At 39.5% G+C, this 22,887-nt stretch carries 17 protein-coding genes; 14 read left to right on the top strand and 3 right to left on the bottom strand.

Annotated features, from left to right (window positions below):
- Nucleotides 1-349: 349 nt before the first annotated feature.
- From B3600_RS02530 to B3600_RS02505, 6 genes are all read left to right on the top strand, one after another.
- Nucleotides 350-2,227: a sensor histidine kinase gene (locus tag B3600_RS02530; protein WP_286751975.1), complete on the top strand. Its 1,878-nt coding sequence runs from the start codon at nt 350-352 to the stop codon at nt 2,225-2,227.
- Between the two features lie 12 nt (nt 2,228-2,239).
- Nucleotides 2,240-2,974, top strand: coding sequence for a LytR/AlgR family response regulator transcription factor (locus B3600_RS02525; protein ID WP_046673530.1), 735 nt, complete (start codon nt 2,240-2,242; stop codon nt 2,972-2,974).
- 121 nt (nt 2,975-3,095) lie between these two features.
- Nucleotides 3,096-3,836, top strand: coding sequence for an ImuA family protein (locus B3600_RS02520; protein ID WP_070563863.1), 741 nt, complete (start codon nt 3,096-3,098; stop codon nt 3,834-3,836).
- A gap of 2 nt (nt 3,837-3,838) precedes the next feature.
- Nucleotides 3,839-5,338, top strand: coding sequence for a Y-family DNA polymerase (locus B3600_RS02515; RefSeq protein ID WP_286751974.1), 1,500 nt, complete (start codon nt 3,839-3,841; stop codon nt 5,336-5,338).
- A gap of 2 nt (nt 5,339-5,340) precedes the next feature.
- A complete protein-coding gene (locus tag B3600_RS02510; protein ID WP_286751973.1) occupies nt 5,341-8,481 on the top strand; it encodes an error-prone DNA polymerase in 3,141 nt (1,046 codons plus the stop codon).
- 82 nt (nt 8,482-8,563) lie between these two features.
- A complete protein-coding gene (locus B3600_RS02505; RefSeq protein ID WP_286751972.1) occupies nt 8,564-9,511 on the top strand; it encodes a hypothetical protein in 948 nt (315 codons plus the stop codon).
- A gap of 58 nt (nt 9,512-9,569) precedes the next feature.
- Here B3600_RS02505 and B3600_RS02500 read toward each other — a convergent pair whose 3' ends face one another.
- Nucleotides 9,570-10,973 (bottom strand): MFS transporter, encoded by a 1,404-nt coding sequence (locus B3600_RS02500; RefSeq protein ID WP_286751971.1) that lies wholly within the window; start codon nt 10,971-10,973, stop codon nt 9,570-9,572.
- A gap of 118 nt (nt 10,974-11,091) precedes the next feature.
- Here B3600_RS02500 and B3600_RS02495 point away from each other — a divergent pair, with 118 nt between their 5' ends.
- Nucleotides 11,092-11,430, top strand: coding sequence for a winged helix-turn-helix transcriptional regulator (locus tag B3600_RS02495; protein WP_112375470.1), 339 nt, complete (start codon nt 11,092-11,094; stop codon nt 11,428-11,430).
- Nucleotides 11,431-11,595: 165 nt separating this feature from the next.
- Here the strand turns inward: B3600_RS02495 and B3600_RS02490 are convergent, their stop codons facing one another.
- Nucleotides 11,596-12,588 (bottom strand): 2-hydroxyacid dehydrogenase, encoded by a 993-nt coding sequence (locus tag B3600_RS02490; RefSeq protein ID WP_046673609.1) that lies wholly within the window; start codon nt 12,586-12,588, stop codon nt 11,596-11,598.
- A 175-nt stretch (nt 12,589-12,763) separates the two neighbouring features.
- On the opposite strand from B3600_RS02490, the gene B3600_RS02485 reads away from it, so the two are divergent.
- The 7 genes from B3600_RS02485 (at nt 12,764) to B3600_RS02455 (ending at nt 21,597) form a co-directional block, all read left to right on the top strand.
- Nucleotides 12,764-13,843 carry an NAD(P)H-dependent flavin oxidoreductase gene (locus tag B3600_RS02485; protein WP_286751970.1) on the top strand — a complete coding sequence of 360 codons (1,080 nt, stop codon included), beginning with the start codon at nt 12,764-12,766 and terminating at the stop codon, nt 13,841-13,843.
- Between the two features lie 167 nt (nt 13,844-14,010).
- Entirely contained in the window at nt 14,011-14,391 is a 381-nt protein-coding gene (locus B3600_RS02480; protein ID WP_046673523.1) for a response regulator, read from the top strand.
- Entirely contained in the window at nt 14,384-15,520 is a 1,137-nt protein-coding gene (locus B3600_RS02475) for a HEAT repeat domain-containing protein (protein WP_286751969.1), read from the top strand. The genes B3600_RS02480 and B3600_RS02475 overlap by 8 nt, the downstream gene beginning before the upstream one ends.
- A 39-nt stretch (nt 15,521-15,559) precedes the next feature.
- Nucleotides 15,560-16,996 (top strand): glycosyltransferase family 2 protein, encoded by a 1,437-nt coding sequence (locus B3600_RS02470; RefSeq protein WP_286751968.1) that lies wholly within the window; start codon nt 15,560-15,562, stop codon nt 16,994-16,996.
- 4 nt (nt 16,997-17,000) lie between these two features.
- Complete coding sequence (locus B3600_RS02465) at nt 17,001-18,533, top strand: YaiO family outer membrane beta-barrel protein (RefSeq protein ID WP_286751967.1); 1,533 nt, start codon at nt 17,001-17,003, stop codon at nt 18,531-18,533.
- Nucleotide 18,534: 1 nt separating this feature from the next.
- Complete coding sequence (locus B3600_RS02460; RefSeq protein ID WP_286751966.1) at nt 18,535-20,751, top strand: DUF4838 domain-containing protein; 2,217 nt, start codon at nt 18,535-18,537, stop codon at nt 20,749-20,751.
- A 129-nt stretch (nt 20,752-20,880) separates the two neighbouring features.
- Nucleotides 20,881-21,597 carry an MIP family channel protein gene (locus B3600_RS02455; RefSeq protein WP_046673518.1) on the top strand — a complete coding sequence of 239 codons (717 nt, stop codon included), beginning with the start codon at nt 20,881-20,883 and terminating at the stop codon, nt 21,595-21,597.
- A 93-nt stretch (nt 21,598-21,690) separates the two neighbouring features.
- On the opposite strand, the gene B3600_RS02450 is transcribed toward B3600_RS02455, so the two are convergent.
- Entirely contained in the window at nt 21,691-22,716 is a 1,026-nt protein-coding gene (locus B3600_RS02450; RefSeq protein WP_070563890.1) for a threonine aldolase family protein, read from the bottom strand.
- Nucleotides 22,717-22,887 lie beyond the last annotated feature (171 nt).

Raw genomic sequence — 22,887 nt, 5'->3', positions numbered from 1 at the left:
ATGTTTGTAGGAAGTAAAAGAAAATTAACTCTATCTGCGATCAATAATTGCACTCGGTGTTTTTACTGAGGAAGAATATTAACATAAGTATCAGTGGGGTTAAATACTTTTGAAAGTATATATTGGTTTTTTTGATAATATTCCGATATTCGACAATAGATAACATGATATGGATAGTAGTGCCTTGCCTATTTTTTTATAGCTGTTGATATCTTGTGAAAGCTTATTATAGTTAATGGAGGAGGTAATGGAAAAATATAAGACCTTCATGTAAATTTAAACAGATAGTTATATTCTGATGATACGAAATTTGACAAGATTTACTTTTTGTTTTTTATCTCTCGTGCTAATGGCACAGTTACTTTCTTGTTATCAAAGTGACCGTCAGACGTCTAGAAATAATGCGCATACTGAAGATAAGGCACTTGATTTAACCTATCAGGACACATTATTAAAATTTCTCGCTCTACAGGATTTTAGGGATCAATCTATTATAGCAAAGAAGACAACGGAGTTTGCTAAGGATAGATATTTTAATATTTCTGGCTATAATTGGATTTTTTTGGCGTATAACTACTTGTTGGATGATAAAATTGATTCAATAGAAATTGCGCTGAAAAACCTTGATGGGAGAACAATGTCTCCCGATTTGCATGTTCTGAAGGATTACTTTAAAATAAGAGCTAATTTTAGTTTTAATGATGTGACTACTATTGGCATCATGGAACAAATTATCGATGCGAAAGAATATGCATTAGCAAATAAAAGTAGGTTTAGTTTTCTTTTTTTTAACCTATTGGCCAATGCAAATTATCGCCGCGCTGATTATAACCAGGCACTCAAAGATAACGAGTCGTGGTATTATTATCATCCCAACAGATCCGACCCACATGTTGCACAGGCCTATCAGGAGATTAAATTTATACAGTATATTGAATTGCATGATTTTGAGAAATTAAAATTAACACTGGATAGCTGCAGATATTATGCAAATAAAACGGCTGATTCTGCTATTATTATGCGCATGTATAATTTACAGGCGCAGTATTTTTTTAGCATAGGTAATAGTCGAAAAGCAGTAGAGGCATCCCAAAAGTATTTTAATTATTTATCTTCAAGCAAGGCGCTCAATGCCTATGCGTATGCGAATTTGGCAAAAAATTTTTTGAATAATCATCAAGTGGACTCGGCGATCTATTATTTCAATGCTGGATTGCAGTTTATCAAAACACATAAAGGCAAGCAAAATAAATTATTCTATTACCAGAATCTACAAGTAGCACACGCATTAAAAGGAGATTATGAACGGGCTTATTTTACCTTAGATTCAGCCTATCAGGATTATAAAAATAGCACAAAAAGTATTGAAAATGATCGTATCAATGAGATCAATACACGATATGAAACTGAAAAAAAGGACCAGGCTATTCAGCTTTTAAAAACAACAAATGCCTTCAACCATCAGATTATGGTCCAACAGCGTTGGATTTTTGTTATTTTATTTGCGCTGATCTTTAGTATTGCATTCTTCTTTTATTATCGGAATAAACAAAAGCTGTTGAAAAATATTAATCAGCGTATAGTTGCCGAAAACAGACAATTAATTTTAGAGCAAAAGACACGACAAAACCAGCTTAATCCCCATTTTATTTATAATGCTATAGCTAATTTGCAAGGTTTGATCAGTAGTGAACAAAAAGCAAAAGCAAATCAATACCTCATCCTGTTGTCCCGTCAAATTCGTGATATACTCGAATTAAATAGGGAGGAGTATATTTCTTTGGATCAAGAAATTAAATCATTAAAGAATTATATACTTTTACAGCAGATGCGCTATCAAGATGTATTTGATTTTGAAATTGAGAGCGGTAATTTGGATGTGGACGATGTCATGATTCCCCCCATGTTGATTCAGCCCTTTGTTGAAAACGCTATTGAACATGCTTTCAAAAATTTAAATTATCGCGGACAGTTACAAATTCTTTTTAATCAGCAAGCAGATCAATTGCATATTGTTATCAGTGATAATGGTTGGGGAATGCGCACAGATAAAAAAGAGAATGCGCACAAGACATCTCTTTCACAGGTGATTACCAAAGAGCGTCTTGAACTTTTATTTACTGATCCAAAGCAAAAAGCAAGGATTGAAATAAAACCCAATTATAAAGAGGATAAAAGTGGATATCGTGTAGAAATTTATATCCCACTTGTTTTATATTTTAATTAAATACGTGAAATTATGAAAGTTTATATTCTTGAAGACGAGCATAACATCTATCTGTATATTAAGTCTCTGTTAGATGCGATACCCTATGTTCAGATAGTAGGTTATAGTCCCTCTATTGCCCAGGCAGAACGTGAATTGCTTGAATCTAATCCAGATCTTATTTTAGCCGATATTCAATTGAAAGACGGATCCAGTTTATCCTTCCTTTCAGAACTGAAATTGGATATTAATACCATCTTTATAACAGCATTTAACCAGTATGCCATAGAAGCCCTAAATATAGGTGCCATTGCGTATTTATTAAAGCCATTAGTCCCAGAACAATTTATGGAAGCTATTGAAAAATGTTATAAAAAAAATACGGAATTTAAGTTCAATAGCATGCAATTAAGTATGGCCGAAAGCTATCTGAAATCTCCAAGTAGACCTCGTAAGATAGCGCTTCGTACATTTGAATATACCCAGATCGTGAATATTGATGATATTCTTTATTGTCATGGAGATAAAGGGTATACTACATTTTATATCAAAGACAATAAACCGATGATGGTTTCAAAAGTCCTTAAACATTTTGAAACGATGCTTCCTGAATCTGAATTTATTCGTTGTCATCAATCTTATTTAATCAATGCCAATTATATTAAAAAATATTTCAAGGATGGCCAAATAGAAATGTCTGATGGTAAAATGATTCCTGTTGCGACCAGAAAAAAAGATGTCATCCAACAATTCTTGAATGATATATAAGAATTGAAATAGTAAAGATTCCGTTTTAGCACTGTGTTTATTTGCTAAAAAATATAGCTTTCGTCTTTAATACTAAAATATTTAGTATTACATTTGTATGTACTATTAAATAGGAGGGGTTATGATGTTAGATGATAAACAAGCTTTGATTAGCAAACTTAAAAAAGACTTACTGTCGTGGCAGGGAGTAGCTCAAAGTTTGAATGATGAATGCGCTATAGATTTGGGGCCTTTGGAAAAAGCTTTTCCAAATGGAATCTTTCCCAAAGGTGTTATACATGAATTTGTTAGCTTTAACCGCATGGATAGTGCTGCTTCCTGTGGATTTATTGGTGCTTTGCTTGGAAAACTGATGCAAAATGATGGGATTTGTATTTGGATAGGCTCTATTCAAACGGTATTTCCTGCTGCTATCAAATCATTTGGAGTTGATCCGGCCTCGATTGTTTTTGTCTCCATGAAACGGGAAAGAGATGTTTTATGGGCAATGGAAGAAGCGTTGAAATGCCATGGCATAACAGCCGTATTGGCTGAAATACATCAGCTGGATTTTATTCAGTCAAGGCGCCTTCAACTTGCCGTAGAAAAAAGCCGGGTGACAGGATTTATACTTCAACATAACCCCAAGATCTTGTTGGCGACGAGTTGTGCTGCACGTTGGAAGGTTACTTCTTTACCTAGTCAATCGGATGATGGATTACCTGGTATTGGTTACCCCTGTTGGGAAGTAGAGCTGCTTAAGGTAAGAAATGGTAATCCAGCCAAAGGACAAATTATCTGGTCTCCACAAGGATTTAGAACATTCCTCAAAAAAGATGTGCAGATCACAGATTGGACCTATAATTATCAAAATTTAGGCTAGCCATGAAAAAAAGATTTGCGTCCCTTTGGTTTCGTTACTTAAAAACAGATTGGCTTACCGTCTGTAAGCCACATTTGCAGGATGTTCCTGTTGTTTTGTCTGTCGCTGTGCAAGGAAAATTAATCGTTAGTGCGTGTAACGCATTTGCAGAGCAAGCGGGGATACACCCAGGTATGGCTATAGCAGATGCACGGGCATTTATTCCATCACTTAAAATCATCAAAGAGCAAGCTGGATTGGCTGAAAAATTACTCCATTCCATAGCAGATTGGTGCATAAGGTATACACCATGGGTTTCATTGGATGAGCCCGATGGAATTATGCTCGATATAAGTGGTTGTGCACATCTTTGGGGTGGAGAGGCAACTTACTTAACAAGTATTGTTTCTCAATTTAAACAACATGGTTATACTGTGCGCATGGGCATTGCTGATACCATTGGGGCCGCATGGGCTATCACACATTTTGGTTCTGAAAATACGATTATAAATGAACAGGCGCAGTCAGAGGCACTTTTTCCCTTGCACCCTGCAGCACTACGATTGGAAGAGGTTCAATTGAAAAGGTTGCAATCGCTTGGACTACAGTCAATAGGAAGTTTTGCAAAAATGCCGCGTTCAGTCTTGCGTAGAAGATTTGGTGACAGCCTATTACTTCGACTGGATCAGGCCATGGGGCTGGAAGATGAATTTGTTCTTCCTATAAAAGCTAATTTACCGTATGAAGAGCGATTACCTTGTCTCGAACCCATCTGTACAGCACATGGTATTGAACTGGCGCTGGAAGAGTTATTAAACAAGTTGTGTAAACGTTTGTCGGGAGAGGGGAAAGGATTACGTGCAGCTGAATTGAATTGCCACCGCGTGGATGGGAAATTAGAGACAATCAGCATTGAGACTAATCGTGCTACTGCCCAGGTCAAACATATCCTTCAATTATTTGCCATAAAGATTCCACAGATTGAACCGGCATTGGGGATTGAATTATTTACTTTGGAGGTTTCTAAAGTTGAAATCGCAGATCCTATTCAGGAAAATCTTTGGAACAATAGAATTGGCCTCAAAAACCCGACAGTTACCGAACTGTTAGATCGCTTGAAAAGTAGGGACGCCAATTGTGAGATTTCACGCTATGTTCCGTCTGCACATTACTGGCCCGAGCGATCCATGAAAATAGCGACTACACTAGATGAGGTTGCAACTGTTGACTGGCAAATGGCAAGACCACGTCCGACGCGATTATTGAAGGTTCCGGAACGTATTATTGTTACAGCTCCCATACCCGATTATCCCCCCATCTTGTTCCGTTATAAGGGAGACACCTATACGATCAGAAAAGCAGATGGCCCCGAACGTATTGAGCGTGAATGGTGGATTGATCCAGGCGAACATCGGGATTACTATGCGGTAGAAGATCTGCAAGGCCGGCGTTTTTGGCTGTATCGTTCGGGGCATTATGACGGGCATACGGATCAATGGTTTATACACGGTTTTTTTGCTTAAGCATGGGCTATTGTGAATTACAGATAACAAGTAATTTTAGTTTTCTCGAAGGTGCTTCACACCCTGAGGAACTGATCGAAAGGGCTGCTCAATTAGGGTATCATGCTGTTGCAGTAACCGACCGTAATAGCCTTGCTGGGATCGTTCGTGCGCATATCGAGGCTAAAAAAGTAGGTATACGACTTATTCCTGCCTGTCGTTTAGATTTACAGGATGGCCCAAGTTTATTGGCCTACCCAACAGATAAAGAGGCTTATGGCCGACTCTCAACATTGTTAACTCTTGGAAATTTAAGGACCGAAAAAGGAAAATGCGAGTTATATAAAAACGATGTATTTCAATACGCTGAAGGGATTATATTCATTATTTGTCCACCTGAAAAATTGGTGTTGGGGTTTGAGCTTGAACATTCATTTATTGAGTTTGTTCAGGAATGTCAACAGCATCTCCAGGGCTATCTTAATCTAGGAATAAAAAAACTCTATCGTGGGGATGATGCTAAATTATTGTTTCGGATAAATCAGCTGGGCGAACAATTGGATATCCCGAGGGTGGTACTTGGTGATGTATATTATCATGTCCCTGAAAGGCGTGAATTGCAGGATATTTTAACCTGCATTCGTGAAAAATGTACGATACATACGGCTGGATTTCATTTACATCCTAATGCGGAGCGTTATCTCAAATCAATACCTGAAGTTGAACGTTTGTTTAGGCTGTATCCTGAGGCCGTAGCACAGAGTGTAAAAATAGCCAATGCTTGTCGTTTTGCCCTAGATGATTTGAAGTACATCTATCCAGATGAATTATCATCCCATGGTCGAACGACGCAGGAGGAATTAACTTATTTAACCTGGGAAGGGGCAAAAAAACGATTTGATGGTGATATTCCAGCAACAGTTCGTGAAACGATTCAAATGGAACTTGATTTTATCGAACGCAAAAATTATGCTTCTTATTTTTTAACTGTATACGATTATGTCCGGTTTGCAAAGGAAAAAGGAATTTTATGCCAGGGACGTGGATCGGCAGCAAATTCTACGGTCTGTTACTGTTTGGGCATTACTTCTGTTGACCCATCAAAATACAGGCTTTTATTTGCACGATTTATGTCCGATGCACGCGATGAACCGCCGGACATAGACGTCGACTTTGAACATGAGCGTCGAGAAGAAGTGATCCAGTATATTTATGAGAAATATGGTCGAAATCGTGCTGCTATCGTAGCAACTGTCACACAGGTACGCTCCAAAGGCGCAATACGTGATGTTGGCAAGGCGATGGGGCTTTCCATGGATGCGGTAGGGCGTTTAGCAGGGGTAGTGAGTAGCCATTGGGACGATGATATCAATTTGGAACGTTTGGTTGAACAGGGCTTTAATCCCGAAGATCAACATTTGCGAAAAATTCTCGAATTGACGCACCAATATATTGGCTTTCCACGTCAATTGGGGCAGCATACGGGCGGCTTTGTTATTACGCAAGGTAATTTGCATGAGCTTTGTCCCTTAATAAATGCCCGCATGGATAATCGGACAAATCTCGAATGGAATAAAGATGATCTTGAAGCACTCGGCTTTCTAAAGGTTGATGTACTTGCTTTGGGGATGTTGACCTGTATACGCAAAGCTTTTGACCTCGCTAAAAAGCATTATGGAAAAGAGCTTACCCTGGCTGATATTGGGGCAAAAGACGATCCAAAGGTTTACGATATGATCTGTCATGCGGATACCTTAGGTGTGTTCCAGATCGAAAGCCGGGCCCAAATGTCGATGTTGCCGCGATTAAAGCCGCGCAAATTTTATGACCTGGTTATTGAGGTGGCTATCGTACGGCCTGGACCAATACAAGGCGATATGGTGCATCCTTATTTGCGTCGGCGAAATAAAGAGGAAGATGTCGATTATCCAAGCACAGAGATCCAAACCATTCTTGAAAAAACCTTGGGCGTCCCCCTTTTTCAGGAGCAGGCCATGGAAATTGCCATTGTTGCTGCGGGATTTACACCTGCAGAGGCCGATGAATTGCGCCGAAGCATGGCTACATTCAAAGCCAAAGGGCAGGTGTCGACTTTTCACAAAAAGATGGTCGATGGTATGGTAAAGAAAAACTATACGGAAGAGTTTGCAAATCGAGTTTTTAAGCAATTGGAAGGTTTTGGCAGTTACGGTTTTCCAGAGAGTCACGCAGCGTCTTTTGCATTACTGGTGTATGTGTCCTCATGGCTTAAGTATTACTATCCGGATATTTTTGCAGCATCCTTACTCAATAGTCAGCCCATGGGGTTCTATCAGCCAGCACAAATTGTTATTGATGCACAGAAACACGGGGTAAAAGTACGTCCTATTGATATCAATCATTCTTTGTGGGACAATACCTTAGAAGGAGAAATTGGAAAACCACATGACCTTCGATTAGGCTTACGTCAGATCAAAGGATTTTCAATGGAAGAGGCTGCTGTGCTGACACAAGGTCGGCAGTCTGCTTATGCATCCATTACTGGTATGATGGATGTTGGACTATCTCTTACTGCGTTGGAGAAGTTAGCTGATGCAGATGCCTTTACATCATTAGGTATTGATCGTCGGCAAGCACTTTGGGAAATTACAGCATTGGCGGATCGTCCGATTGCATTATTTGAAGGTCAACCCTCTGAAAGTATAGTAGAAGGACAAATCGAACTGCCATTGCTCACGAAAAGCCAACATGTAGTGGCCGACTATGCAAGAACCTCACTATCCATTAAAGCACATCCCGTGAGTTTCTTGCGCGGTAAGCTTGATCTACTCCATGTCATGCCTACAGCAAAATTAGGTCTGATCAAAAATAATATACTCGTGAAAATATGCGGATTGATTACGGTTAGACAACGACCAGGAACCTCTAAAGGTGTTTTATTTATCACCATTGAAGATGATACCGGTTTTGCAAATATTGTCGTTTGGAGTACTGTATTTGAAAAATATCGAAAAGAAATTCTTCGCGCAAAACTCCTGATGGTCGCGGGTAAAATTCAAGTTGAAGGAGAGGTTATTCATGTAATAGCAGAACGATGCTTTGATATGTCAGGTTTGTTAAAAGATCTGACAACAGATGGCGACAATGCTGCAGGTATTTTTCATAAGGGAAGAAATTTTCATTGATCTTTCATTTATTAATCTGATTTTTGATCTAAAATGGTTCAGTGCTAATCGATAGCGAAGCAATCCATAGAAATTAAACGGCATGACTAAAAATATTCTCGTAAATACAATCGAAATTGATAAAGCAACTATTCGTGAATTAATTAAACAGGGCGATGTCAATGTCGCAATTGATCTGGTTGCCACAGCGGCAAATGTAAAGTATAAAGCTGCCCGGGATATAGTGCAAATGTTTCAAGAAGATCATATTGATCTTTTTGATGGTAAAGACTTATTTTTAGGCGATTATGACCGGATTGAACATCGTGACGATGCTGACAGAGCAGATCACAAAAGATCTACATTTTTGGAAGTGGAAACAAATGAGCATAGCCGGACCAGTATTTGGAAGGCACTTTTTATTTTTTCTGTCCTTGCACTATTTGCTTTTGTTATCTTAAATTACGTTGTTGGTTTTAATCAAATAGGACATCATATTTCAGAACTTACACAGTTATTCGATAAAAATGAAAGCTCAGCTGCTGCAGATGCTGACACATCCAAACAAAATATCGCCTTAAGTGTTGGAGCCACCCAGGTGGACGATGTTGAAGACCTCCATCCCGTAGATACAAATCTCTTACCAATGGATGTGAGGCAGGCCGAAATAGCACGAATATATCAGGCTCAGTTCGACCAATTGAACCCCGCAAAACATTCGCCAACGGATGAAGATGCACACCTTGCTTTAATTCACCTTACCAAAGGACGGTTGACGGACCTTATTATTCAACAAAAATTAAGTGTAAAAATAGGGAAGTGTTATGAAAACCTGGCCATGAAAGATAAGGGAACTTGCGTGAGTTGCATGATACTACTTTATAATAGAGCGCAGAAAAAATGGCAAGAAGCACCCGATGGGGAAAATTTCCTGCGTAATGCTTATGACTTTTACTTGTCCCCTGATTCAGATTTGTGGGAAGCTGGTCCCTTGAGTATGCGCATACCCTATGATTATGCTTTAGTGAACAAATATAAGGCAGCAAATTAGCGGCCTTAACCCTTATATAAAATAAGATAAAACAGCTAAACCCTATACAAATTACCTGCTATTTTACCTTTTGTGAAGGTAAATAAGCTATAAAACCTAGGACAAATAAGAGCAATATGACCGATAGTGCGATCGAGTAGCCATAAGCTGATGAAATATGCTGCCAAATGAAAAATTTATTTTCTTTTTGATGTAGAAATACACCGACGATAAATGTGATTCCCAGGCATATTGATAGTTGTTGTATCGTAAGATAGATGGCAGATCCGACTGAAATTAATTTTTCATTGAGGTCTTTTAAGGCAAGAGTCATTAATGCCGGTAGTACACTACCGCAACCAATGCCGTAAAAAAAGAACAGGGTATGTATCTGGTAGTTATTTAAAAGCATCCTATTAAAGATGAAAAGATGTGCAACCAATCCCAAAATCATGATGCCTAATCCATAAAGCACCACAATTTTTCCATGACGCTGTATCAACTTGCTGACCATAACGCTTGCCAATACATAACCTATACCTTGATAAACAAAGGCAATTCCGGTCATTGTTGCTGTATAATTCTTTTGATTTTGAAGGTAATTGGAATTTATGATAAAATAAGCGTCCTGTACCATATAGTAGGCTAATGCGGCCAGCAGACCCAAATTGAAAACCCGATTATTGAATAAGGTGAAATTGAGTACGCTAGGATAGCCCATCTTTTCTAATTTACGCTGTTTTTTTAGAAATAGCTGGACAAAAACAAGCGTTGTTCCCAGGACCAGCAGTGACCATATTGGCCATTTCAAGTCAGGCCCCATGATTAATGGAAAAATTATTCCCATTAAAAGCGTAAATAATGTTACCATTGGTTTAAAAGAAACAGCGGATTTAACGTAGACTTGATCGTTAGCTGTATAACGATAGACAGCAAAGCAGGCGACCACCCCAATGGGAACATTAATTAAAAAGATAAGACGCCAGCTTTCATGTATCCAGGTCTGGTCGGGAAGTATTCCGCCCAATAATTGACCGATGACAGAAGCGATGCCTGCTATACTCCCATAAATACCCAATGCCATTGATCTCTTCTCGGGATTTTCAAAACGTAAGGTGATCAATGCGATACCCTGTGGAACCATCAATCCAGAACTAATCCCTTGGATCAATCTTCCGGCCAATAAAATGTAAAGATTATCGGCTAAGCCACATAAAAGAGAGGCTACTGTAAAACCAGCCATGCCAATTAAATATAATTTCTTCTTTCCATAATGATTTCCGGCATTCCCTGCATTGATTAGAAGACTTGTGTAACCAATGATATATAGTATTATGATCCATTGCGTATCACTATTGCGTAGATGTAGCGCATGTTGAACCGTGGGAAGAGAAACATTAATGATAAAAAGATCGATGACGAAAAGAAATATACCCGTTGAAAGGAGGAAAATATGAAGTAGATCCTTAATTTGAAAGCGCATATAGAAAGTTTTTAATAATTTTACGATTAAAAATAGTTTGGATATTTTTTGCAATCAAGTAGTTATAAATGATGTACTTGGTATGTTTTTATGAACTAATGGTCAGTATGAGGAGATTATGAAGGAAAAAAAAAGTGAAAATTTTGGAGCCTGTTGTGATGTCAACGGAATTTTTAAGATAATTGGCGGAAAATGGAAAGTTTTGCTCATTAAGGCTGTTGCCAAACAATGCCCCAAAAGATTTGGAGAACTACGGCGGGAAATGGAAGATCTGGCGCAAACGACCTTGACCGTTCAACTCCGTGAGCTCGAACGTGATGGTATTTTATGTAGACAGATTTATGCTGAATCTCCACCACGTGTGGAGTATAAACTTAGCGAATTAGGTAAAACTTTACTGCCGGTCATTGAAAGACTTGATGAGTGGTGGTGTGATTACAAACGCGAAAGGGGATAGGCATTTAGTTTATATTCCCTTTCGCTACTCATTTTTGCTGATGCCTAATGAGACAATTGTACCGATGATACAACAGTTTGCATCCATTCTGTTTCTTTAAAAGGTGCATTTAGCCACAACATTGCTAATAGCGCTACCTCAAAATAAATTTGATGGGAAGTCTTGTTAAAGCATGACCTCGGCGTCAGTGATTCCTTTGGTTGATAGGTCTGAGATGCTCCTTAGTGTTCTTTGCGAAATTTCGGTTAATGCTTCTGTGGTGAAAAAAGCTTGGTGTGCCGTCACTAAGACATTCGGATAACTCATCAATAATTGTATTGTTTCATCTTCAATAATTGTTGTCGATAAGTCTTTAAAAAACAACTTTTCCTCTTGTTCATAGACATCAATACCCAGTAAACCAATTTTTCGTTCTTTGAGTGCTTTAATGACATCTTGGGTGTTGATCAGATTGCCTCTGCTTGTATTAATAATAGTAACGCCGTCTTTCATTTTCCCCAATGACTCGCTATTGATGAGGTAGTGGTTCTCGGAGGTTAGGGGACAATGAAGTGAAATGATATCTGATTCTTTAAAGAGCTCATCCAATGATTTGTAATTGACACCCTGTGTTGTAAGCTGCTGATCGGGATATAAGTCATAGGCAATTATTTCTGCCCCAAATCCCAATGCAATTTTGATAAAGGCCTTTCCAATTTTCCCCGTTCCAATAACGCCAATTTTTTTCTGGTGAAGATTAAATCCTAAAAGGCCATTCAATGCAAAATTTTGCTCCCTTACGCGGTTATAGGCTTTATGGGTTTTACGATTCAATGTCAATAACATTGCCATTGTATGCTCTGCAACTGCTTCTGGGGAATAAGCCGGGACCCGACATACCTGAATGCCAAACTCCTTTGCCGCCTCCAGGTCAACATTGTTAAAACCAGCACAGCGTAATGCAATCAGTTCGACACCTTTTTGAGCAAGTACTTCAATCACTTGTCGGTTTAGTTTATCATTGACAAATGCGCAGACCACTTTCTCATCTTCAATAGCATTGACAATATGTGGACCTAAATGCGTTTCAAAAAAATTAAACTGAAATCCGTAAGCGCTGTTTTCCTGTTCAAAGAATAATTTGTCGTATGGTTTAGTCGAAAAGAAGGCGATTTTCATAAAATTGTTTGTTACGTAATAGAATACCATAAATATACAGTATAAATAGCTTATTTGGAACTTCCGTTGTAGGATGTTTCCCAATAGTTATCACATCATTTAACAAAAAATAAGCTAAATTAGACGCATTACATCGATCGTTATACAAATTTTAAGACTATTAAATTGTCCCGATATGCAGTGGTCAAATCAACTCACAAGATCAATAGGTATTGAATATCCGATTATCCAAGCTCCAATGTTTGGTGTTACGACACCAGAAATGGTCATTGCAGCCTCGCGTGCTGGAGCGCTCGGTTCGTTATCTTTGGGTGATCTGCCGCCAGAACGTTGCAGCGAACTTATTCGTTTGACTGCCGAAAATCTAAAGCGGCCTTTCGCGGTCAATATTTTTGTCAATAATATTCCCAAGGTTTCATTCGATTTAAGGAAACAGTATAGTGAAACAAAAACTTTCGTGGAGCAATTAGCCGCGCAGCACGACTTGAAAGTAACCTTACCCGAGCTTGATAGTATCCATTTGACCGATTACAGGGAACAGATTGACGTAATCATCACCCATCGGTGTAAAGTTGTGAGTTTTACGTTTGGAAATTTGGATACAGAAAGTATAAAACGATTGAAAGACAATGATGTTACTCTTATTGGTACATGCACCTCGGTGGCAGAAGCAATCGCTTTGGAAGAATCTGGCATTGACATCATCTGTGTACAGGGACTAGAAGCAGGGGGACATCGCGGAAGTTTTGACGAGACTCCAATACCGGCGATTGGCGGACTTTCACTACTACCGCAGGTAAAAGAGCATGTCCATGTTCCCCTTATTTATGCCGGTGGTTTATACAACGCTAGTACATTGCATGCTGCAAAGCTCTTAGGTGCCAGTGGCTTCCAGGTGGGTAGTTTATTACTCAAATCTAAGGAGAGCGCGCTCCTGGACTTTGAAAAAGCGCGTCTTTCAGGCGTTAATGAATCAGACATCGTATTAACGAGGAGCTTTTCAGGGCGCTACGCCAGAGGTATAAAAAATAAATTCATTGAAGCTTTAGAAGCCGCTCAAAAGATTTTGCCCTATCCTTATCAAAATAAACTCACAGGCGAATTAAGAAGAGTAGCAAGGATAAATAGAAATGCTGATTTTATCAACATTTGGACCGGACAATCGATACATTCTTACAGTGAACTTTCTACTGCAGATATCATTCGTTCCTTGATCGAAGAAGTTGAAATTTTACATACTAGCTTAGTTGTTTAACAATAAACACGAAATAAGCTATGTCAATATATTGTCATTTTAAGAGATAACAATCCTTAAAACCTGCGTTTAAATTATTTAAATCCACCTGTAGTTGTTAATCTACAAGACATTTTCTTTTTTTTTCGAAACTTTGTCTCACCGTGAAAAACTAAAAATCTACCGCTATGGAGAACGAAAAAAAGAGAATTCTTGTTATCGAAGATAATGAAATTCTATTGAGCACAATGCAATTTGTTCTTGTAAGAGAAGGGTATGACCTCTTACTGGCAAAGTCCGGTAAAGAAGCCCTTTCGCTGGTTTCGGATGAAACCATTGATTTGGTCATAACAGACCTGGCATTACCCTTTGCTAATGGTTACGAAATAATCGATCGCATTCGGAAAAGCAGTACGAATAACCAGGTGCCCGTTATTATTATTTCAGGCTATCGAGATGACAACAGCATTGTTGAAGGTTTCGAAGTAGGAGCCAACGATTATATCAAAAAACCTATTTCGCCGTCTGAACTGATATCCCGTGTACGATTAAGAATAGGTCATGCTTAGTAAAATAGAACATACGATTCATAGCATCCGATCCTTTTTTGAGGGTGAGGGTTGGCCTATTTTGGTTACGATAGCGCTTGTGTTGAGCTTTCTATTTTGGGTAAGCTGTCTTGTCGGTATTGCTATCTTTTATTATCGCGACTATCGGTATCGCCTATATCATGCTAAAATATATCCTGTATTGCGAGATTTTATCTATGAACACATTTTGATTGATAATAGGAATAGCCATTATCCGGTGGATAAACTAGCGTTGGATCTTCATAAGCCGATCATTCAGAAAGTGGTCCGTCAAATATTGCATGAATATATTTTTACTATCGGTGGAGAGAAAGGAAAAAATATGCGGAGTTTATTTAATGAATTGGGCTTCGATAGAGAAGCGCAATACGAAATAAGACACGAGAGCCACCATGTGGCAGCCACAGTAAGATCTTTGGCCGATTTAGCATTGATGAAGGTCGAAATCCAGGATGCGGTTTTGATGCAGCTGATGAGTAGCCCACGCATTGAAATTCGGGTAGCGGCCTTTAAATATCTTTTGCAGGTGCGGGGTGAAATATCCTTCGATCAGGTTTTTTCTGGTATTGCAGGAATTACTGACCTGGATGCACTTGATATCTATCAAACAATTGTCTCAACCGATTATGTGGGATCTTACGTGTTCTCTCAATGGCTGGACGGCGCTCAATCTTTTTCAATCAATAGCCTTATGATGGACCTCATGGTCTATTACCAGCAATTGGATGAAGAAAAATTATGGCAGCTCATCGTTTCAGCTCAGGATGCTAAAACGCTACACAAAGCGATCAACTCATTGGGCAAACTCCTGGCGAGAGATAGCGAAAGTCGGTTAGTGGATTTTTACACCATCGAGCAGCCCTTAAATGTCAAGATAGAGATTGTAAAAGCATTGGGGCGTCTTGGTCAAGGAAAATCGATCGATCTTTTAGAGAACATCTTCAACGATAAAAGTACAGTATTGGCACTACGAAAACACGCTTATCGTTCCCTGCTCGCGCAAAAGCCTTACAGTGCATCAAGTTTACGTAAAATTGAAACTGCTGAAAATTTGGACGATTATAAGCTTATACGTTATGTTAGTCACCCTATGGTTCACTATATATAGATTGCTAGGTATTGGTTCCATAACACAAAAGTATTGCATATGAAACATTTTATATTTTCAATAGAATTTGTTTTCGGATTTTATTGTCTCTTGCTGTTGATTGTATACGTCATGTTGTTTCGGATGTCATCCATATCGATCCGGAAGAATCTTCGGAAGAGAAATTCCCGACGTGTGCAGACATTAATGGAGTCTGAAATTGCTCCAGGGGTAAGTATTGTCGCACCAGCATATAATGAATCGGTTACAATCGTGAACAATGTACGTTCGCTGATGACACTGTTTTACTCCAGATACGAGGTCGTTATTGTGAATGATGGCAGTAAAGATGATACATTGGAGAAGCTCATTAAAGAGTTTGATCTGGTCCAGGTAGACTTTTTGGTTGACTATTTGGTGCCATGTAAGGAGATTAAAGCAATCTACAAATCCAGGGACATCTCTCATAAACGACTAACGATCGTTGATAAAATAAATGGGGGTAGTAAGGCCGATGCGGTAAATGCTGGAATTAATGTAGCTTCCTTTCCTTATATTTTAAATACCGATGTGGATTGTGTGCTCGCTAATGATACCCTGGTTCAATTAATCGAAGCTGTACTGGATTCGAAGGAACGTGTAATCGCTGTGGGCGCAACACTACGGATGTCAAACTCCAGTTATGTGGATTCCGGTATGTTGGTGGAAGCTGCATTACCCAAACCCATATTGGCCCGTTTTCAGGAAATGGAATACATTCGATCATACCTGTTGGGTAAAATGGGCTGGAATTACCTTAACTGTATTCCCAATGTTTCTGGGGGATTGGGATTGTTTGATAAAGAGATTCTCATTGCTGCGGGCGGATATGATTCTAATTCCTTGGGCGAGGATATGGAGATGGTAACCAGAATGTGTATGACCATGTGTGACAATAACCAAAAATACGAGGTCAAGTATATTCCGCAGACGCTCTGTTGGACTGAGGGGCCTGACAGCCTCAAGATGTTAACGCGTCAACGTATACGCTGGGCGCGGGGTTTGATGCAAATTATGCGCACACATCGTAAGGCCTTTTTTAATCCAAAGTACAAAAGGTTTGGACTCATCGTTTTTCCATACAATGCCATTTTCGAATTTTTTGCCCCTATTATGGAGATTTTAGGTATTTTCTTTTATATCTACCTCATCCTAACACATGGCATTAATTGGCCAATGGCTATTCTTTTATTGATCTTCGTCTATATGTTTTCGGTCTTTCTGACAAGTTTTTCCATTTTACTGGACAATTATGTCTATAAATATTACAAACGGCGAAAAGATATTATAAGGTTATGCCTCACCGCATTTATAGAACCATTTGTTTATCATCCCATTATCGTTTATAGCTCGATTAAGGGCTATGTCCAAGAACTTTTTGGGAAAAAGCATGCCTGGGGGGAAATGACGCGAAAAGGCACCTTAACTCCTTTGCCCTCTGATCACATTAAAAAGTAGAAAAATGAAAAAATTAATCCTATCTGCGCTAATTTTTTGTTTGCTATTTTTGTCGCAAGTTGTACATGCGCAGGTTAACTGGCAAAATAAAACATACGACGTTGACAGCTTGGTTCCAAAAGCCGCTGGCTACCTGCGAGCAGGAAGAGTGGGGGAATCCATTGCATTGAGCCAAACCGTATTATCAAAATATCCTAAATACACGGATTTTAGGTATATCTTGGGATTGAGCTATCAGAAGATGGGGCGAGCCGACTGGGCGATTCCCTATTTTGAAGCAGTGGTTTCGAGCGAGCCCAGCTACAGAGACGCGTATCTTTCATTAGCTGCACTATATGAGTCTTCTAATCAGCCTGAAAAAGCAACGATTACCTGGCAATCCGCACGTAAACGGTTTCCGATGGACGCTGAAATCATCAGGTTGTATAGCGAATTTGAACATCGGAAGTTAACACGTGACCGTGATGCGTGCATCGATATCTGGTATAAAAGGGGACGGAATTTCGTCGAAAAGGGAGATGTATTTCAAGCATTGGCTTATTCGGACAGTATACAACATGCTGATCCTGCAGACAATCGTTTCTTATACCTGCGATCAAGTGCTTTTATGACGAATAGAGAATACGGGAAAGCGAAGACTGATTTCGAAACTTTATGGAGCAGAGGTGACAGTTCGATTTTTGTTACCGAACAATTAGCAAACATTGCTGCACTAAACAAAGATTATTCAACGGCATTGGGTTATATGAATCAGCTGGTAGCGAAGATGCCAGAAAATGTACAATATCAGCATTTGACCAAAGTTTACCGCGAGAATATGCCTTATAAGTTTTATATTGGAGCAAATCATATGCAAAGTTCGCAAGATCGGCCAAATGGACATTTCTTTATTTCAGGTCTGGAATATGGCCAAAAATTAGGGGAGAAAAATACACTTATCGGACAGTTTAATTACGGGAATAGACGTGGTGAGAAAGGTTATCAGGTCGGTTTGGATGCTTGGCTTAACTACAGTAAAAATATATATGCCTATCACCAGATAGCTTGGGCTGATGGTAGTGTTTTTCCAACATGGCGCGCATCTTATAGCCTATATCGGGAAGCGGGATTGTGGCTCTTCGATTTCGGAGGAAGGTATGTTCGTGCAAATGACAATACAAATAATTACGGACTTGTCGCTTCGGCAGGCCGATATTTTGGGCCAACTTTTGTCTATTTAAGGGGATTTTTGTTACGTGATGAACAGCGATGGAACCAAGCCTACTCCCTCGCGATCCGACATTATTATAACAGTGAAAAACCGGATTCCTATGTCACACTAATCGGTAATGTGGGGACTTCGCCAGATGATCCATCGCGTTATCAATTCCTAAACAACCGTTTCAATTTTTTATCCCGATCAATTAATGCAGGCTGGCAACATCGCATAGATGCTTGGGGGTTTACACTCATGGGCGGTTGGAGCTATTACAAAGTTGCTGAAAATAGATTTATGAACCAGTATGATCTAAATCTATCATTAAGGAGATATTTTTAATATGATGTGGAAGTTTATGTTAGGTCTATTGTCTTTGGTAACGATAGTTCAGGGTAAGGAAAGAATGGTATTGGTGGACAATGGGAAAACGGATTATGTCATCCAGGCGGATGCAAATGATCCTGTTGTACAAAAAGCTGCTGCGGTGATAAACACCTTTACTAAAGAAAGCACAGGTGTAGATTTTGCAATACAAGCCAAAGTTGATGATACACATGCCATTATTTTGGAAAGAAGCCCAATAACAAATGCGTCCCCTGAAGACAGTTATTCGATTGAAGCTGTAGGAAAAAATATTTACATCAAGGGAAGTGGTAGAGGTGTAATATTTGCGGCGTACCGTTATGTCAGGGATGTTATTGGTGGGCGAAAGTGGTATACAGGTAAAGAAAGTACCGATGTTCCAAAGTGTACTGCGTTATATGTGGATGCCGATTTAAAAATCTTTTCAAAGCCTAATTTTCAATTTAGAGAAGTTTATTTCCCTGTGGAATTGGATCAGGAGTACATGGACTGGTATGGCCTACATAATTTGGAAGATAGATGGGGGGACTGGGGCCATACCTTCAGTAAAATATTGCCACCATCGATTTACTTTAAAGATCATCCGGAATATTACGCGCTGTATGATGGGAAGCGCCAACCGATTCAGCTCTGTCTTTCCAATGAAGAAGTTTTTACTCATACAGTCGCTTACTTTAAGAAAAGGATGCTTGAAAATCCAACGGCTATCTATTGGTCCATAGCAGCCAATGACGACATTGGAAGCTGTACTTGCGATCTTTGCCAAGCCATTGATAAGCGCGAAGGAGGAGCACAGGGCTCCTTGATCCACTTTGTGAATAGGGTGGCCGGAAAATTTCCAGACAAGAAATTTACGACGCTGGCGTATCTCGAATCGGCTAATGCTCCAGCGCATCTTCGCGTCGCAGATAATGTTTCGGTTATATTAAGTAATATCGATGCTTTTCGGAAAAATGATATCAGTAGTGAATATTCTGCAGCAACTTTCCGTAGACAATTGGGCGCTTGGAAATCGAAAGCGAAGCATGTGTTTGTATGGGATTATTTGACTCAGTTTACCAATTATCTTGCCCCATTCCCCATTCAAGGAACGATGCAGAAAAGCATGCAATATTTGAAAGGACAAGGGGTAGAAGGGGTATTCTTACAAGGTGGCGGAGCGACCTATAGTGATATGGCGGAGTTAAATGCTTATATTTTGGCTAACCTTGCCTGGGATACAGATGGTCGTTCAGAAGAGCAATTGACAGATGAATTTATTGAGGGCTATTATGGTAAGGCTGCGCCATTTATTAAGAAATATCTCGATCTGCGAAGAAATCACTTGCCTGGAGCTTCCTCCGCTTTGTCGATTTATGGAAATCCAATTGATAATAGAAAGGATTTTTTGAGTCCCGAAGCTATGGATCAATACAGTACATTGTTAGAAAAAGCTGAAATTGCAAGTGAAGGAAATCCTTTATTAGAATCGCGTATTAGACGTGTCGGTTTAGGCTTGGATTACACCTACTTGCAACAAGCACGGTTCTATGGTCCGCATCAGCATGGTATCTTTGAGCAAGACGGCGACCATTGGGTTGTAAGACCTAATGTAAGCCGTAAAGTCACTCAATTTATTAAAGACGCCAAAAGGCTGGGGGTAATAGAACTTGCCGAAGGGGGGGCGTCACCTGATGCTTATGCAAAAGAATGGAGCGAAATATTCAATGCTGGAGTCAGAACGAACAAAGCTTCACAAGCAAGTATAAAACTGAAAAATCCATTCGATCCTTCCTTCCCTGCCAATGGTCTGGAAACCCTCTCCGATAGTGTCCCAGGATACATGGATTATAGCTACAACTGGTTGCTATGGAATGGGGAGCCGATGGATATTACGTTTGATTTTGAACAGGAAAAACACATCGATACAATTGAGCTTAATTTTCTAAAGGATGTCCGACATTGGATATTTTCACCAAAGGAAGTCCGCATTTCGGTATCCAAAAATGGCGAAGATTTTCAAGATGTGCTGCTGAGGAAACTTGAATCTCAGGAGGAAGATTATACAGTGGAGAAGGTTCGCTATCGAGCTTTGATAAACGACCGTGTTAAGGTCATTCGAGTCTATGCTGAGCCCTTAGCAAAATTACCTGAATGGAGGTATCATCCGAAACGGAACGCGCTTATAGCCTGTGATGAAATATGGATAAACTGATGTTGAAGATGTATCTATAGAACTGATTTTAATAGTGTGTGGATATTGTTCTACAATAAATTTTTTAGTGCTTTAATTTAATACGGAAAATGATTAAATTAGAGTTAACTAAGTTATAAACAGATTCATATGGAAATTAAAACATCTTCAAAATTTGTTGCCGAACTAATTGGAACATTTGGTTTGGTACTTTTTGGTTGTGGAGCTGCCGCTATTGCAGGGGCCAATACCACAGCTGGACTTTCTGGCCTTGGCCTTTTGGGTATTGCAGTTGCCTTCGGCCTTTCGGTCGTGGTTTTTGCTTATGCGATCGGAGGAATCTCAGGTTGTCATATCAATCCTGCCGTTACGGTTGGTGTATTATTGGCGGGTAAAATGTCTGCTAAGGATGCAATTGTGTATATCATTGCTCAATTTATTGGCGCACTTTTGGGAGCATTTGTTCTTCAACAGATTTTGAGTGGACAGCTGGCCGGCTTTACTGCAGGTGAATGGGCCTATGGCTCCAACGGATGGGGAAAGGGTTATCAAAACGAGTATGGTACTGCTTCTGCCTTTCTGATCGAAGCAGTGTTAACGTTTCTTTTTCTATTTGTGATATTAGCGACAACCTCTAAAGTAGGTAACAGTACAATGGCTGGACTTGCAATCGGTTTTACACTGCTATTAATCCACCTCGTTGCTATCCCTGTAACGGGTACATCCGTTAACCCAGCACGTTCATTTGGTCCTGCCATTTTAGCGGGGGGGCAAGCTTTGTCTCAGCTATGGTTATTTATCGTTGCGCCGCTCGTGGGTGCTGCAGTTGCAGCGGTTGTTTGGAAAGCGTTGGAACCTAAAGACTAATTTTTTTCATTTTATCGGATGCGTCCAATGGGTACAACATACCTATTGGACGCTTTCATTTAGGAGTGATTGATAAGCCTAGAGGCAGGATCACTAAGATTTCAATATGGCCTCCATAAAACTTGCAACCTGCTCCTCGTCGGTGGCCCAGGAGGTAATCAGGCGAATAGCAGCATAATCATTATCTATTTCCTTCCAAATATAAAACTGGTATTTCTGACTCAATGTCTCTATGACAGATTTGGGTAAAATCGGGAAAATTTGATTAGTGGTTGAGTCTGTCAAAAATGAATGGCCTTTTTCTTTGATCACCTGAGCGATCCGCATAGCGTAGGAATTTGCTTTTTGCGCTAGTTCAAAATATAAATCATCTTTAAAGAGCTCGAGAAACTGAATGGATAAAACCCGGCCCTTGGCAAGCAAAGCGCCCTTCTGCTTGATTGCATAGTCAAAATCCAGTGCCAATTCGGGTTTATTAAACACTACGGCTTCACCTAAAAGCGCACCGTTTTTCGTCCCGCCAATATAGAATACGTCAGCATAATTTCCAATGTCTTTCAGTGTTAGATCGTTGTTTTCAGCCATCAAAGCATGCCCCAACCGAGCTCCATCCAGATAAAGTAAAAGATGATGTTCTTGACAACATACATAAAGTGCTTCCAATTCTGTCAGCGTATAGATCGTGCCAATTTCAGTCGAATTGGAAATATACACTATTCTTGGCTTTACGACATGTGGTGCCAGTGCATGTTCCTTTAACGTTTTTGTAATATCCTTCGGCGTTAGTTTTCCATCAAGTGTTTCGACAGTAATGACTTTGTGTCCAGTTGCTTCGATAGCGCCAGTTTCATTGGCCGATATGTGCCCCGTTTTTGCGCTAATTACGGCTTCATGGATACGTAAGAGAAAGGATAGCACAAGTAGATTGGTCTGTGTTCCGCCAGATAAAAAGTAAACAACAGCTTGCTCGTTCGCTATCTTTTTCTTCAAAATGCTTTTTGCTGCTTTAGCATATTCATCTTCGCCATAGCCGGCTTGTTGTATCAGATTTGTTTCAATAAGTTTATCTAAAATGCGGGGGTGCGCCCCTTCGGAATAATCGTTTTTAAAATTATACATAACGCTGTTTTTTACTTCAGATGCTATTTACTAAGTACGTCAAACGCATTACCAGGATGATAAATGAATCTTGACCGAGTCAAATGTATAAATACAATATCGTTTTTTAACAATCTGAGCAGGAAAAAAATGGGATAAAAGCTATGAATATAACATTCTGAGCGTATAAGA

The organism is Sphingobacterium sp. UBA2480, from assembly GCF_002341965.1.
Taxonomy (GTDB): Bacteria; Bacteroidota; Bacteroidia; order Sphingobacteriales; family Sphingobacteriaceae; genus Sphingobacterium; species Sphingobacterium multivorum.
This window is presented reverse-complemented; position numbering and strand designations above follow the sequence as displayed.

Bases quoted from the DNA above. Each gene is read 5' to 3' on its own strand.
- B3600_RS02450 (WP_070563890.1), bottom strand. From the start codon at position 22,716: ATGTATAATTTTAAAAACGATTATTCCGAAGGGGCGCACCCCCGCATT.
- B3600_RS02460 (WP_286751966.1), top strand. From the start codon at position 18,535: ATGATGTGGAAGTTTATGTTAGGTCTATTGTCTTTGGTAACGATAGTT.
- B3600_RS02455 (WP_046673518.1), top strand. From the start codon at position 20,881: ATGGAAATTAAAACATCTTCAAAATTTGTTGCCGAACTAATTGGAACA.
- B3600_RS02480 (WP_046673523.1), top strand. From the start codon at position 14,011: ATGGAGAACGAAAAAAAGAGAATTCTTGTTATCGAAGATAATGAAATT.
- B3600_RS02470 (WP_286751968.1), top strand. From the start codon at position 15,560: ATGAAACATTTTATATTTTCAATAGAATTTGTTTTCGGATTTTATTGT.
- B3600_RS02510 (WP_286751973.1), top strand. From the start codon at position 5,341: ATGGGCTATTGTGAATTACAGATAACAAGTAATTTTAGTTTTCTCGAA.
- B3600_RS02495 (WP_112375470.1), top strand. From the start codon at position 11,092: ATGAAGGAAAAAAAAAGTGAAAATTTTGGAGCCTGTTGTGATGTCAAC.
- B3600_RS02505 (WP_286751972.1), top strand. From the start codon at position 8,564: ATGACTAAAAATATTCTCGTAAATACAATCGAAATTGATAAAGCAACT.
- B3600_RS02475 (WP_286751969.1), top strand. From the start codon at position 14,384: ATGCTTAGTAAAATAGAACATACGATTCATAGCATCCGATCCTTTTTT.
- B3600_RS02530 (WP_286751975.1), top strand. From the start codon at position 350: ATGGCACAGTTACTTTCTTGTTATCAAAGTGACCGTCAGACGTCTAGA.
- B3600_RS02465 (WP_286751967.1), top strand. From the start codon at position 17,001: ATGAAAAAATTAATCCTATCTGCGCTAATTTTTTGTTTGCTATTTTTG.
- B3600_RS02515 (WP_286751974.1), top strand. From the start codon at position 3,839: ATGAAAAAAAGATTTGCGTCCCTTTGGTTTCGTTACTTAAAAACAGAT.
- B3600_RS02490 (WP_046673609.1), bottom strand. From the start codon at position 12,588: ATGAAAATCGCCTTCTTTTCGACTAAACCATACGACAAATTATTCTTT.
- B3600_RS02500 (WP_286751971.1), bottom strand. From the start codon at position 10,973: ATGCGCTTTCAAATTAAGGATCTACTTCATATTTTCCTCCTTTCAACG.
- B3600_RS02520 (WP_070563863.1), top strand. From the start codon at position 3,096: ATGATGTTAGATGATAAACAAGCTTTGATTAGCAAACTTAAAAAAGAC.
- B3600_RS02525 (WP_046673530.1), top strand. From the start codon at position 2,240: ATGAAAGTTTATATTCTTGAAGACGAGCATAACATCTATCTGTATATT.
- B3600_RS02485 (WP_286751970.1), top strand. From the start codon at position 12,764: ATGCAGTGGTCAAATCAACTCACAAGATCAATAGGTATTGAATATCCG.